This is a genomic window from Pseudomonas sp. MEJ086, assembly GCF_030209025.1.
In the GTDB taxonomy this organism is placed as follows: domain Bacteria; phylum Pseudomonadota; class Gammaproteobacteria; order Pseudomonadales; family Pseudomonadaceae; genus Aquipseudomonas; species Aquipseudomonas fulva_A.
On record NZ_JARVSV010000020.1, the window covers coordinates 41,118 to 53,734 of the forward strand.

14 protein-coding genes are annotated in these 12,617 nt (G+C 63.7%); 10 read left to right on the top strand and 4 right to left on the bottom strand.

Annotation, left to right across the window (positions count from 1 at the left end; translation table 11 throughout):
- The first annotated feature begins 47 nt into the window (after positions 1–47).
- From QRN22_RS12775 to QRN22_RS12785, 3 genes are read left to right on the top strand one after another with little or no spacing between them, the layout of a single operon-like run.
- Positions 48–1,070, top strand: a complete 1,023-nt coding sequence (locus tag QRN22_RS12775) for an ABC transporter substrate-binding protein (protein WP_042552719.1) — start codon at positions 48–50, stop codon at positions 1,068–1,070.
- 11 nt (positions 1,071–1,081) lie between these two features.
- Positions 1,082–1,846, top strand: a complete 765-nt coding sequence (locus QRN22_RS12780; RefSeq protein WP_042552718.1) for an ABC transporter permease — start codon at positions 1,082–1,084, stop codon at positions 1,844–1,846.
- Positions 1,843–2,664, top strand: coding sequence for an ABC transporter ATP-binding protein (locus QRN22_RS12785; RefSeq protein ID WP_042552717.1), 822 nt, complete (start codon positions 1,843–1,845; stop codon positions 2,662–2,664). The genes QRN22_RS12780 and QRN22_RS12785 overlap by 4 nt, the downstream gene beginning before the upstream one ends.
- 70 nt (positions 2,665–2,734) lie before the next feature.
- Here QRN22_RS12785 and QRN22_RS12790 read toward each other — a convergent pair whose 3' ends face one another.
- The gene (locus tag QRN22_RS12790; protein WP_042552716.1) at positions 2,735–3,430 is read right to left on the bottom strand and encodes a GntR family transcriptional regulator; all 696 of its coding nucleotides are present in this window, start codon (positions 3,428–3,430) and stop codon (positions 2,735–2,737) included.
- A gap of 414 nt (positions 3,431–3,844) precedes the next feature.
- Between QRN22_RS12790 and QRN22_RS12795 the strand changes: the two genes are divergently transcribed.
- From QRN22_RS12795 to QRN22_RS12805, 3 genes are read left to right on the top strand one after another with little or no spacing between them, the layout of a single operon-like run.
- Positions 3,845–4,327, top strand: coding sequence for a L,D-transpeptidase family protein (locus QRN22_RS12795; protein ID WP_042552715.1), 483 nt, complete (start codon positions 3,845–3,847; stop codon positions 4,325–4,327).
- A 24-nt stretch (positions 4,328–4,351) separates the two neighbouring features.
- A complete protein-coding gene (locus QRN22_RS12800) occupies positions 4,352–5,668 on the top strand; it encodes a WD40 repeat domain-containing protein (RefSeq protein WP_042552714.1) in 1,317 nt (438 codons plus the stop codon).
- Between the two features lie 47 nt (positions 5,669–5,715).
- On the top strand, positions 5,716–6,234 hold the full coding sequence (locus QRN22_RS12805) for an O-acetyl-ADP-ribose deacetylase (protein WP_042552713.1): 519 nt from the start codon (positions 5,716–5,718) through the stop codon (positions 6,232–6,234).
- 14 nt (positions 6,235–6,248) lie between these two features.
- Here QRN22_RS12805 and QRN22_RS12810 read toward each other — a convergent pair whose 3' ends face one another.
- Positions 6,249–7,451 (bottom strand): MFS transporter, encoded by a 1,203-nt coding sequence (locus QRN22_RS12810; RefSeq protein WP_042552712.1) that lies wholly within the window; start codon positions 7,449–7,451, stop codon positions 6,249–6,251.
- A gap of 168 nt (positions 7,452–7,619) precedes the next feature.
- Between QRN22_RS12810 and QRN22_RS12815 the strand changes: the two genes are divergently transcribed.
- Positions 7,620–8,510: a LysR family transcriptional regulator gene (locus QRN22_RS12815; RefSeq protein WP_042552711.1), complete on the top strand. Its 891-nt coding sequence runs from the start codon at positions 7,620–7,622 to the stop codon at positions 8,508–8,510.
- 447 nt (positions 8,511–8,957) lie between these two features.
- Here QRN22_RS12815 and QRN22_RS12820 read toward each other — a convergent pair whose 3' ends face one another.
- On the bottom strand, positions 8,958–9,500 hold the full coding sequence (locus tag QRN22_RS12820) for a GNAT family N-acetyltransferase (protein ID WP_042552710.1): 543 nt from the start codon (positions 9,498–9,500) through the stop codon (positions 8,958–8,960).
- Between the two features lie 105 nt (positions 9,501–9,605).
- Here QRN22_RS12820 and QRN22_RS12825 point away from each other — a divergent pair, with 105 nt between their 5' ends.
- The 3 genes from QRN22_RS12825 to zapE are packed head-to-tail and all read left to right on the top strand — an operon-like array spanning position 9,606 to position 11,298.
- Complete coding sequence (locus tag QRN22_RS12825; protein WP_042552709.1) at positions 9,606–9,980, top strand: hypothetical protein; 375 nt, start codon at positions 9,606–9,608, stop codon at positions 9,978–9,980.
- Positions 9,977–10,174, top strand: a complete 198-nt coding sequence (locus QRN22_RS12830; protein ID WP_042552708.1) for a helix-turn-helix transcriptional regulator — start codon at positions 9,977–9,979, stop codon at positions 10,172–10,174. Before QRN22_RS12825 ends, QRN22_RS12830 begins: the two co-directional genes overlap by 4 nt.
- Before the next feature lie 2 nt (positions 10,175–10,176).
- Complete coding sequence (zapE, locus tag QRN22_RS12835; RefSeq protein ID WP_042552707.1) at positions 10,177–11,298, top strand: cell division protein ZapE; 1,122 nt, start codon at positions 10,177–10,179, stop codon at positions 11,296–11,298.
- Between the two features lie 125 nt (positions 11,299–11,423).
- Here the strand turns inward: zapE and QRN22_RS12840 are convergent, their stop codons facing one another.
- Positions 11,424–12,611, bottom strand: a complete 1,188-nt coding sequence (locus tag QRN22_RS12840; protein ID WP_042552706.1) for a patatin-like phospholipase family protein — start codon at positions 12,609–12,611, stop codon at positions 11,424–11,426.
- Positions 12,612–12,617: the final 6 nt, after the last annotated feature.

Genomic DNA, 12,617 nt, shown 5'->3' on the forward strand with positions numbered 1-12,617 from the left:
GCAGCTATGCACACGCCACCTTGCCAATCCGAGAACAGGGAAAACCGATGAAAGACGTCAAACCTGAAAACCTTCCGCTCAATCTGGATCGTCGCCAATTGATGAAGTGGCTGGCCGTGACGGGGAGCGCCATGACGCTCGGCAGCCTGCTTCCCGCTGGCGCGTTTGCCGCCGATGACGAGGAAATCCGTATCGGCTATTGGCCCATCGTTGGCGGCCTGCCGCTGTATGTCGCCCTGGAGCAAGGTTTTTTCAAGGAAGCGGGGCTGAACGTCAAAGGCGTCAAGTTCTCCAGCCCGCAGCAAATCGTCGAGGGCATGATCACTGGCCGGATCCACGGCTGTGCGAACGGCACCGCGACCGGCGCCCTCGGCCTGGGGGCGATCACCATGCCGGGGCTGTTCAAGATCATCTGCTCCAACCCGTCGAACCATCGACTGGTTCTGGATGAGTTCCTGGTTCCACTCGATAGCACTGCGCAGAGCATCAGCGATCTGCAAGGCAAGAAAATCGCCTGCGGCCCGGGCATCCAGAACGTCACCATGGCCAAGATCATTCTGGAAAAGAACGGCTTCAGCGATCCCTCGGTCATCGAACTGCCTGTCGGCCAGCACGCGCCAGCCCTGGCGGCCGGCCAGATCGACGGGGTCTATACCCTGGAGCCGACCGGCACCGTGGGGCGCATGAAGAACCTGTCGCGCACGCTGGAAACCGGCGTCATCTCCAAATACGTGCTCGGTAATGCCGACGCCCCTTGGTTCGGTGGCGCAGCCGCGCTGAACAGCACCTTCATCGAGAGCAAGCCGCTACAGACCAAAGCCTTCATCGCCGCCTACCAGAAGGCCGTGGCGTTCATCGCCGCGCAGCCGGAGCAGGCACGCAAGAACATCGTCGGCTACACCAGCATCGAATCGGATCTGGTGAACGAGGTGCCACTGCCGGGCTTCGTCATGTATTCCGACTTGCAAGGCGACAACCTGCAGTGGTTCCAGAAGTTCTATGACGTCTTCACCGAGCGAAAAATCTTCAGCAAACCGATCGACGTGGCTGCGCTGATCTATCAGGGCTGAGGAGAATCGTCATGACGTCACACTGGTCTTCGCGCCTGCTACCGCTGATCGGCCCGCTGCTGCTGTTTCTGTTGTGGCAGCTTGCCGTCAGTGCGCAGTGGCTGAATCCGGTTCTGCTACCCTCGCCGCTCGAGACCCTGGGCTTCATGTTCCAGTCGTTCGCCGAACCGTCCATGCGAACCGACATCGCCTCGACGCTGTACCGAACGCTGGCCGCGTTCGCTTTCGCGGCCGCGGTGGGAGTGCCGCTGGGCGTCATTCTGGGCAGTAGCGAAAAGGTCTACCGCAGCCTGGAATTTTTGATCGACTTCTTCCGCTCGACGCCCTCCTCGGCGCTGATCCCGCTGTTCATGCTGATTTTCGGCATCAGCGATGCGAACAAGATCGCCATCGCCGCGTTCGCCGCCGTGCTGGTGATTCTGTTCAACAGCGCCTACGGCGTGATGAACGCCAAGAAAACCCGGCTGATGGCCGCCAAGGTAATGGGCATTTCGCGCTGGCACATATTCAAGGACATCCTGCTGATGGAAAGCCTCGCGCAAACCTTCGTCGGCTTGCGTACCGGGGTGTCCATCGCCCTGGTGATCGTGATCGTCGCGGAAATGTTCATCGGCTCGGAAAACGGCCTGGGGCACCGGATCATCGATGCGCAACAGGTATTCAACATCAAAGACATGTACGCCTCGATCCTGATCACCGGCGCCCTGGGCTATCTGCTGAACCTGGCGTTCCTGCTGATCGAGAAAAAAACCGTCCACTGGAGTAGCCAGGCATGACGCACGCTCTTTCCCTCGCCCCAGCCCTCGACAAGCCACAGGTCCCAGGTACGGCACCGCGTGCCGACACCCATGTCACCATTCGCGGCCTGAGCAAAGCCTTTGCCGGCCAGCCGTTGTATACCGATCTGGATCTCGACCTGCCGCGCGGCAAGATCGTCTCGACCTTCGGGCCCAACGGCTGCGGCAAGTCGACACTGATGAACATGATCGCCGGGCTGATGCCGATGGATAAAGGCGAGATTCTGTTCGATGGCAAGACGCTCGCCCAGACCAAGATCGGCTACGTGTTCCAGAACTACCGCGATGCGCTCTTTCCGTGGATGAGTGCCCGCGCCAACATCGCCTATGCCTTGGTGCGTCAGGGCATGAGCAAGGCCGATGTGAACGCACGTGTCGATGAGCTGACGCGGATGTTCGATATCCGCTTCGATCTGAATCGTTATCCGTACGAGCTTTCAGGTGGCCAGCAACAGACCGTGTGCATCATGCGGGCGCTGGCGCCGCGCCCGGAAGTGATGTTCCTCGACGAGCCGTTTTCCGCGCTGGACTTCGAGATGACCTTGTTCATCCGCGACAAATTGCAGGAGGTGCAGTTGGCGACCGGCGTCACCATGCTGATCGTTTCTCACGATCTGGAAGACGCGGTATTTCTGGCCGATGAGATCCTGCTGCTGACCCGGCGCCCCACCCAGATTGCTGAAATCGTCCCATTCGATCTGCCCCGACCACGGGGCGCGGAGATCATGAGCCATCCGGAGTTCGTGCGGGTCAAGGCTCATACGCTGGAGGTGTTCAGCCGGGAAATGGCGCTCTGAGTCGCAACCCATCGCGCAACGGCGAAGGCGCCGATCTGCCGCACTCAGGGCAACGCCATGGAGGGCCGCGTCAAAGCCCTGCCAGGGCCTGACGCAGATTGACCTCGGGCTCGGCCTGATCGTCCAGGTCCAACTGGTCTTCGAGCTCGCCCAGGTGCTCGAGCATCACCGCAGCCGCCCGCTCATGCTCGCCCTTCTCCAGGGCGGTGATGATTTGCTGATGCTCGTCCGATGCGCAGGACGGTACGTCATTGCGCTGGTAGAGCGCGACGATCAGCGAACTGCGCACCATCAGATTGGCGAGGATCTCGCTGAGCACCGAATTGCCGCTGATCTCGCCGAGCATCAGGTGAAACTCGCTCAGCTCGCGAACGATGGCGCGGCGGTCGGTAGCGCTGGTGGCCTTGCGCTCATTGCTCATGTGCGTGGCCACCCGCTGACGCTGCTTGTGCATGATCGCCGGCGTGATGCTTTCGACGATGGCGCGCTCGATGGCGCGCCGTGCAGCGAAGACTTCGCGGGCTTCCTTGGCGCTGGGTTGAGCGACCATCGCGCCGCGGTTCGGCTCGATGGTGACGACGCGCTGCAAGGCCAGGCGCTGCAGCGCCACCTGCACATGATTGCGGTTGGCCTGCAGGATCTCGACGATCTGCGCTTCGATCAGGCGCGTCCCGGGCGGTAAGCGATGCTGGGCGATGGCCTTGAACAGGACATCGACGATGCGCTGCACTTCGGCTTGCTTGCTGGTTACGGTCTTCGCAGCCATCCTGTCCTCTGATCCAACCTCGACGAGCCCTGATGGCCCGTCGCGAGCGCTTCCACTGGCGCATTATCCGCCAGCCACATGGGTGGGGTAAATACGCCATGGCGACCTGATTCGCTAGCGCTGTGCAAATTGCCACCGGCTGGTGAGAAAGAGGGTAACGCCTGGCCCGAATGGCCCGCTGGAGTGCTCAAGGCGCAATGTTGCTAGCGATAGGTGAACCCCATGCTAACAACAAGACCTGCAGTGCCAAGGCATCCGCCTGGAACGAATGCCTGCCGCTACGCTCTACCTTGGCGCGAACGCGATGCAGTTGGCGCCTTGCAGATTCCTGGCCAGCTAGACTGTTGACTGGATTGGCGCGCAAAGCCCTCCGGCAACGCGAGAATGACCCTCCCCCATTCACCACAGGCCCCCATGAAAGCTGTTCTGCTTCTCTGTCTGCTGCTGTGCGGCGGCACCGTTCTCGCCACGCCCAAGGCCGATGCCGTGCGCGTCGACAAGAGCGCACGCACCCTGCAACTGATCGCCGAGGGCAAGCCTTTCGCGACGTTCGATGTGGTATTCGGCGCCAATCCCGATGGCCACAAACAGCAGGAAGGCGATGAGCGCACCCCGGAAGGACGCTATACCCTGGATTACAAGAAAGCCGACTCGGGTTACTACAAGGCCATTCACGTGTCCTACCCGAACGCTGCAGACGTAGCCAACGCCCGCTCCCGGGGAGTGGACCCAGGTGGCCTGATCATGATCCACGGCCAACGCAACGGCTGGGGCTGGTGGTCATGGCTGACCCAGCGCTTCGACTGGACAAATGGCTGCATCGCCGTTGACGATGCCTCGATGGAAACCATCTGGCAGGCCGTCGAGCCCGGCACACCGATTGAAATTCTGCCCTGAGCTTGGCCGCCGAAGGAGCGCTTTATGACGACGCTAACTCCCCAACAGCAATGGCAAGCCGCCGTGCTCGACTATGCCCGACAGGTCAATCGCTATGTCGAACAGGGTCTCAGCCAAGGCTGGGACGGCCTGAAGGAACCGCAACTGGCAGCGACCGAGCACCTGCTGCCGGCCCTGCTGGAGGCGTTGCAGGCCGCCAACGAGACGAATGCGGATGACGCCAGCCACGCCAACTTCCGTACCGACTGGCCACCGGCCCATCTGCCACTGGTGCCCCTGCTGGATGCCCAGGCCCAGGCGATAAGCGCCCTCGCCCTGCTCGACGACGGCAGCCTGCTGGCCCGCGTCGGCAGCGCCTACGAGCGTGGACGCCTGGTGCATATTCACGGCAACCAATGGCACGACGTGATCGGCATCGACTTTTTCGGACGCTGCCCGGCACGCCGTTATTTCGCCTTTGCCAGGGCATCGGGCATCAGCGTGCACGATGGCTGGGCTGGCCCGCAGGTCGCCCAGTTCGCCTGGCCCACGGGGCTGGAAGGCTTGCCTGAGGATGCCGGACTCGAGGCGCTGGAACACCCTCCAACGCCGACCGCGCTGATTCCCTTTCCGGATGGTCAGCGTGTGCTGCTGGTCAGTTCGGATGGCATCTTCGTGCTCGCCAGTGAGGCAACCACGCGCCTGCTGCCGCGCCCGGCGGATATCTGCGACGACCTGCACAAAGGCACCGCCGCCGACGACATCGTTCTGGGGCTGTCCATGGAGCACGGCGCCGTATCAGCGGATGGCCGCTGGATCGCGGTGGGCGAGCAATGTGGCAGTCATCTGGTGTTCGACAGCGCCCTGCAGCAGGTCGCCGAAGTAGGCCCGGCAGGCGAGTATCCGCATTTCGCCCTGTTCAATCGCCGCAGTGACCGCCTGATACTCAATGCCTGCCATTTCTACAACGGCGCGACCCTGAGCGTCGCCGTGGCGGACCTGCCCGGCATGCAGACCGACTTCTACAGCGACGATGAACGCACCCCGGTCGTGCAGGACGGTGCGCGGGTGTACGCCGGAGTCTCCCGTGGCGATACCTTCATCGTCGGAGATGCCTACGGCTATCTGCGGGCCTTCGACGAACAGGGCAACGAGCGCTGGCAGCATTTCATCGGCTCGACCATCTGCGCCATGGATCTGTCGGACGACGGCAGCACCCTGGCCGTGTCCAGCTATGCCGGTTTCGTCTGCCTGATCGATCTGGACGCCGGTCGCCCGGCCTGGCAGATCGGTACCGGCGAGCATCAGGAACGGCAGCGCTGGCTGTTCTGGAAAGGCCAGAGCAAACCGCTGCTCTGGTGAGCCACGCCCCGTCACCAGCGTTCGAACCTCGATCAGGAGACCCGGCCATGCCCGCCACCCTCACCGCTCTGCAGGGCGACATCACCAGACTGGACGTGGATGCCATCGTCAACGCGGCCAACTCCTCGCTGCTCGGTGGTGGCGGCGTCGACGGGGCGATCCATCGCGCCGCCGGCAGCGAGCTGGTGCACGAGTGTCGGCTACTCGGTGGCTGCAAGACCGGTGAAGCCAAACTGACCAGGGGTTACCGCCTGCCTGCCCGCTTCATCATCCACACGGTCGGCCCGGTCTGGCGCTCCGGCAGTCAGGGCGAGGCGCAGCTGCTCGCGTCCTGCTACCGCAATGCCCTGCGCCTGGCCGCGCAGCAGCGACTGAGCAGCATCGCGTTCCCCAGCATCAGTACCGGCATATACGGCTACCCGATCGAGCAGGCGGCGCGGATCGCCATCACCACGCTGCGGACCGAACTGGCCAGCCATCCAGATATCGCTCAGGTGGTGTTCTGCTGCTTTTCGGCCGGTGATCTGGCGGTGTATGAGCGGGCTCTTGCAGAGCCGAACGCCTGAGCATCCTCATGGGCCTAACCGGCGCGAGCGAAGCCGTGCACACGGGCCATGAAGATGACCAGCCATGCCAGCAATCCCAGACCCGCGGCGCCCCATGGCAGTGCTGCGGCGCCCAGGCTCTGCAGGAACAAGCCACCGCATAAGCCGCCCCCGGCAATGCCGAGGTTCCAGGCGGTCACGCACATCGATTGCGCGATATCGGCCTCCTTGCCCGCTGCGCGAATCGAGGCGGTCTGAAACAGCGTGGGTACACCGCCGAATGCCAGCCCCCAGGCGGCCACACCGGTATACACCAGCAACGCAGAAGAACCGCTCACAGCCAGCATCACGCAAGCCAGCGCCAGCAAGGCCGCACTCGACAGGCTCAGCAAGCGCAACCAGCGGTCGATCAGCATGCCGGTCAGCCAGATGCCCAGCAGCGCTGCCAGACCGAACGCCAGCAGCACCCGATCGACTTCCGCGCGCATGCCGAGGGGAGCCAGGAATGCGGCGATATAGGTGTAGAACAGGTTGTGGGCCAGCACGTAGATGAGGATGGCGAGGAGTACCGGACGGACGCCGGGCAGGCGCAATACCCGCGCAATCGGCAGCGGACCGGCACTGCGCTGCCCGGCAAAGTCCGGCAGGATGATGCGCCCCCAGACCAGCAGAATCAGGGTCAGCAAGCTCATCAGCAAGAAGGTGTAGCGCCAGCCGATCGCATTGCCGAGAAAGGTGCCTGCCGGTATGCCGAGCGATAGCGCCAGCGGCGTGCCGACCATGGCCACGGCGATGGCCCGCCCCTGAAGATGGGGCGCCACCATACGCGCCGCGTACCCGGCGACCAGCGCCCACAGCAGGCCAGCGAACACCCCGGCGAAAAACCGCGCCACCAGGGTCAGGGGGTAATGGCTGGACAGCGCAGTGACCAGATTGACTACGGCAAACCCGCCGATGGCGATCAGCAACAGCGGTCGCCGCCGCCAGCTACGCGTCAGCATCACCAGCGGTATGGCCGCCAACAGTGAGCCCAGCGCGTAGAGCGTGACCATCTGCCCGACCATGGCCTGGCTGACGCCCAGGTCCGCGCTCAGTTGCGGTAAAAGTCCTGCTGGCAATGCCTCGGTAAGGATGGTGATGAAGCCAGCGCCCGCCAGCACCAGCAAGCCGTTCAGCGGCAAACGCTCGCGCTCGTTGGCCACCAGGCTTGCAGGCAGCGGATGTTCGTCTGTGTACATGGAAAGCGCCTGTAGAAGGGCTTGGCGCAGCGGAAAGCGGCCAATCGACCCGAGCGGCAGGTTAGGCAGCGGCGTTCTCGAGAAAAACAGGCTAAGGTTCGCAACTTAGCGGACATTTCTGTCCTCAATCCAATGCCCTTGCAGTCTGGGCCCGTGATGGAGTCCCGCATGGACAACCTCAGCGGTATCGGCGTGTTCGTACAGGTGGCTAACACCCGCAGCTTCACCGAAAGCGGCCGCCTGCTTGGCATCTCCTCTTCGGCAGTCGGCAAGAGCATCGCGCGACTGGAGCAGCGGCTGGGCATCCGCTTGCTGCACCGCAGCACCCGCAGTATGACGCTGACCGCCGAGGGTCAGCGCTTTCTCGAGCGCTGCCGGCGCGTGCTGTGCGAGCTGGAAGCCGCGCAACTGGAGCTCAGCAGCGCCGCCCTGGGGCCCAGCGGGCGCCTGCGCATCAGCATGCCGCGTGTGGGTGAACTGGTCATGCCGGTGCTGATCGACTTCATGCAGCGCTATCCGCAGATCGAACTGGATATCGACCTCTCCAACCGCATGGTGGACGTCTTCGAGGAAGGCTTCGATGCGGTGATCCGCACCGGCCCCATGCAGGACTCGCGGCTGACCGCCCGGCAGCTCGGCAGCTTTGCCCAGCAACTGGTGGCCAGCCCGGATTATCTGCATAGCCACGGCACGCCCCAGCAACCGGCGGACCTGCTCGAACATGCCTGCCTGATGTACCGCTTCCACGCCAGCGGCAAGCTTGATCGCTGGCCGCTGCGCGGCGCCAATGCGGAGCTGGAAGGTGCGCTCAGGCAGCGGGTGATCTGCAACACTCTAGACAGCTTGCTGCGGGTCACCCGCTCAGGCCTGGGAATCGCCTGCTTGCCGGACTTCCTGATCGCCGAAGACATTGCCGCTGGCCGCCTGCGGCCGGTGCTCGCCGATCACATGGAGCATGGTGGCGCGTTCTGGATGCTCTGGCCCAACAGCAAATATGCGCTGCCCAAGCTGCGTGTGTTCATCGATCATATGAGCACCACGCTATTCAGCAAGCCCTGAACGTGGCGAGTGGGTGACTGAAACGGAGGCTCGTCATGGCCAGCGAATGGTGACCACTGGTGGGCTGAAGCCCACCCTACCCCCAGAGGCATGAACCGTAGAATGGTTACCGCTGGTGGGCTGAAGCCCACCCTACTCCCGGGGCATGAACCGTAAAATGGTGACCGCTGGTGGGCTGAAGCCCACCCTACTCCCGGGGCATGAACCGTAGAATGGTGACCGCTGGTGGGCTGAAGCCCACCCTACCCCCAGAGGCATGAACCGTAGAATGGTTACCGCTGGTGGGCTGAAGCCCACCCTACTCCCGGGGCATGAACCGTAAAATGGTGACCGCTGGTGGGCTGAAGCCCACCCTACTCGGGGGCATGAACCGTAGGGTGGGCTTTAGCCCACCAAAACCATTCAACCCGACGGTGGCTGTACGTTCCAGGCATGCGGTTCGGAACTTCAGCCCAGCAAAGGCTCCTTCAGTACAAGGCGCATTCTTTGCGGCTGATCGCGGTGCCCGGCCGGTAGCTGGCAGACCGGCAAGTCGTCGACCCAGACGAAGCCGTATAACCGATAAAGGGCCAGGGCTGCCCGATTGGACTTGAACACGTTCAATTCGATGCAGCGCATGCCCTGCTCGCGGCAATGCTCGATGACCTTTTCCAGCAAGCGCCGGCCCAACCCCTGGCGTCGCCAGCTGGCATGCACCTGCATGCCAAGGATGCCTACGGTCGCATCGCCCTCGGGCCGGCAGTAGCTGTCCGGGTAGGCTTCGGCGGTAGCGACGATGCGTCCTGCTTGCTCGATCACATAGACCGCCCAGCCGTTGTCGTCCGCCCGCTCCAGCGCACGTGCGATGACGGCTTTGGGCGGTGCCTGGGGGCGAGTCGAGTACAGCCCTTCCGCTGCCACCTGGCCGAACAGCTCATGAAAGGCGTCGAGGTCGTCCATGCGGATCTTGCGCGGCTGCATGCCCGGGTCATCCTGAAAATCGTCGCCCATGCTACTCCAGAGCGCATCCGCGTAACCAGAACAATGTAAAGCCAACTTGACTAACGAAAGGTCTCCCTCTAATGTAAAGCACACTTTCCATAGAAGGGATGCGTTATGAGCCAGAACCGTTTTCTCGTCCACTTCGCCCTGGCGATGGTTGCCTATGTAATCGCGGTGATCATCAGCAGCCTGTTGCTCGGCACGGTTGAGCACGGCGCGCTGCGTACCCTATGCGCGCTGATTCCCATTGCCCCGCTGATCGCCGTCGCCATCACGGTGATTCGCCAGGTTCGTCAGCTCGATGAACTGGCCCGCGCCATCCATCTGGAAGCGTTGGCCATGGCCTTCGTGGGTACAGCCCTGATCACCTTCAGCTACGGCTTTCTGGAGACTGCCGGCTTCCCGCGCCTGTCGATGTTCTTCGTGTGGCCAGTACTGGCCTGCCTGTGGGCACTGGGTTCGGTGATCGCCTGGAGACGCTACCGGTGATCAACCATGTACGTGAACGGCGCACCGAACGAGGCTGGTCACAGGCTGACCTCGGCGCGCAACTGGGCGTCTCGCGGCAGACCATCAACGCCATCGAGACCGGCCGCTATGACCCCAGCCTGCCCCTCGCCTTCAAGATCGCCCGGCTGTTCGAGTCACGCATCGAAGACCTGTTCCAGGCACCCGAGGAGTGAGCATGCCGACAGCGGAACACTCGCCCCTGCAGCGTTATCTGCATGCCGTCGAGCACCAGGGCTTCGCTGCCGACGCTGCCCAGTTGCAGGCCGCGCACCTGCTCCAGGCCTGCCATGAAGCCCTGCATGCAGCACCAGCGCGAACGCCACCAGGGGTCTATCTGTGGGGTCCGGTGGGGCGCGGCAAGACCTGGCTGATGGACAGTTTCTACCACTCGCTGCAGGTTCCAGCTCGGCGTCAGCACTTCCACCATTTCATGCGCTGGGTGCACCGGCGCCTGTTCGAATTGACGGGCACCGCCGAGCCCCTCGCGATGCTGGCTCGCGAGCTGGGTACGGAGATTCGTGTGCTGTGCTTCGATGAGCTGTTCGTCAGCGACATCGGCGACGCGATCCTGCTCGGTCGCCTGTTCGGCTCGCTGTTCGATGAAGGCGTGGTACTGGTTGCCACGTCCAACCAGCCACCGGATCAGTTGTACGCCGGTGGCCACAATCGCGAGCGCTTTCTCCCGGCGATAGCCGCGCTGCAAAGACACATGCAGGTGGTCGCCGTGGATGGCAACCAGGATCATCGTCAGCACCCAGGCCAGCACTGCCAGCGCTACTGGGTTCGCGAGCCGGGCCAGCCCAGCGCCCTGCCCGCGCTGTTCGATTCGCTGAGTGGCGGCGAAACCGCCAGCCACGAAGCGTTGGCCCTCAACCACCGATTGATTGGCGTACAACGTCACAGCGACAAGGTGCTGCATTGCAGCTTCGATCAACTTTGCGTGGAGCCTCTCTGCGCCCAGGATTTCATCCTGCTGTGCGACCGTTTCACGGCCATCCTGCTCGGAGACGTGCCGGCCCTCAGTGCGCAGCAACGCCCCTCGAAGATCGCCCGCGGCACCGAAGATGCCGCCGAGCGGGTGGTGGCCGGTGACCGTCATCTGCCCGCCCTGTCGATCCACGACAACGCCGTGCGGCGCTTCATCGCCCTGGTGGACGAGTGCTACGACCGCCGCGTGCCGCTGTATCTGGAAGCCGAAGTGGCGCTTGAAGCGCTGTACACCGAAGGCTATCTGTCCTTCGCCTTCCGCCGCACCCTGAGCCGGCTGCAGGAAATGCAGATGCAGCGCTTCGGGTGACCGCGGGTGCGCCAGATACTGACTTGGTGGGTTGCAGGCTGGGCCGGGCGGCGATCCGCTTTACCCCACCCGGTCTATAGCTCCCAGGCTCCAGCATGGGAGTTCGGGCCAGGGTGCTCCGTGCCCTATCCCTGCGCGGCCGTTGGCTCGATGCCGAGGAAAGTACATAGCTCGGCCTTCTTGGCCATGGCGTCCTGGTAGCCCAGCTCGATCAGTTCGCTGCAGTAGCCGGGTTCGAACAGCAGGTAGCTCAGCACCCCGCCACCGCCATCGCGGGTCGCGCCGGGGCCGCGCAGGAACAGGCGCAACGCGGCAGGCATTTCGCGACGATGGCGGGCGGCGATCACGTCCAGTGGCTGGCTGGGGGAAATCACCAGCACCTCGACCGGCGTCAGGCCATAGGCACGGCTGCGCTGCTCGGCGGGCACCAGCCGACCCAGCTGGTTGAGGCGCCCCAGCAGCTCGACATCGCTCTCGACGTTATCGATGAAAGTGCTGTTGAGCATGTGCCCGGCGATCTGCGCCAAGCTGGGCATGCTGCCTGCCGGCCGTGGGCTCGGTGCACCGGCGTTGGCCTGATCAGCCACCGGGTTGCCACTCACCCCCACCACCAGCACCCGGGTGGCGCCAAGGTGCAGCGCCGGGCTGATCGGTGCCATCTGCCGCACCGCGCCGTCGCCGAAATACTCGCGATTGATCTTCACGGGCTCGAAGATCAGCGGAATGGCGGTACTGGCCAGCAGATGGGGCAGCGCCAGACGGGTCGGTACGCCGACACGACGATGGCGAAACCAGGGATCGATGGCCGCCCGCCCCTGATAGAAGGTCACCGCCTGGGCCGACTCGTAACCAAAGGCCGTGACCGCCACCGCACGCAACTGGCGATGACGTATCGCGGCAGCGATGCCGGAGAAGTCCAGTTCGCGTTCGAGCAACCCGGCCAGCGGCGAACTGTCGAGCAGCGCCACCGGCACCTGCTTGCCGAGGCCAAGCATGCTGTGGCCGACGAAACGGCTGGCCTGGCGCAGCACGCCGGGCCAGTCGCTGCGATACACCTGATCGGTGTGAAAGCTGCGCCACACGGTGCTCAGTCGGCGCACCGCCTCGCGGAAATGCAGAGCACCGCAGGCCAGGCTGACCGCATTGATGGCTCCGGCCGAGGTGCCGACGATGACCGGAAACGGATTGCCTGACGAATCAGGCAGCAGATCGGCAATCGCCGACAGCACGCCGACCTGATAGGCAGCGCGAGCGCCACCACCGGAGAGAATGAGGCCAGTGGTGGACGGCTCGCTGCGGGCATCCTGCGTCATCGGGTC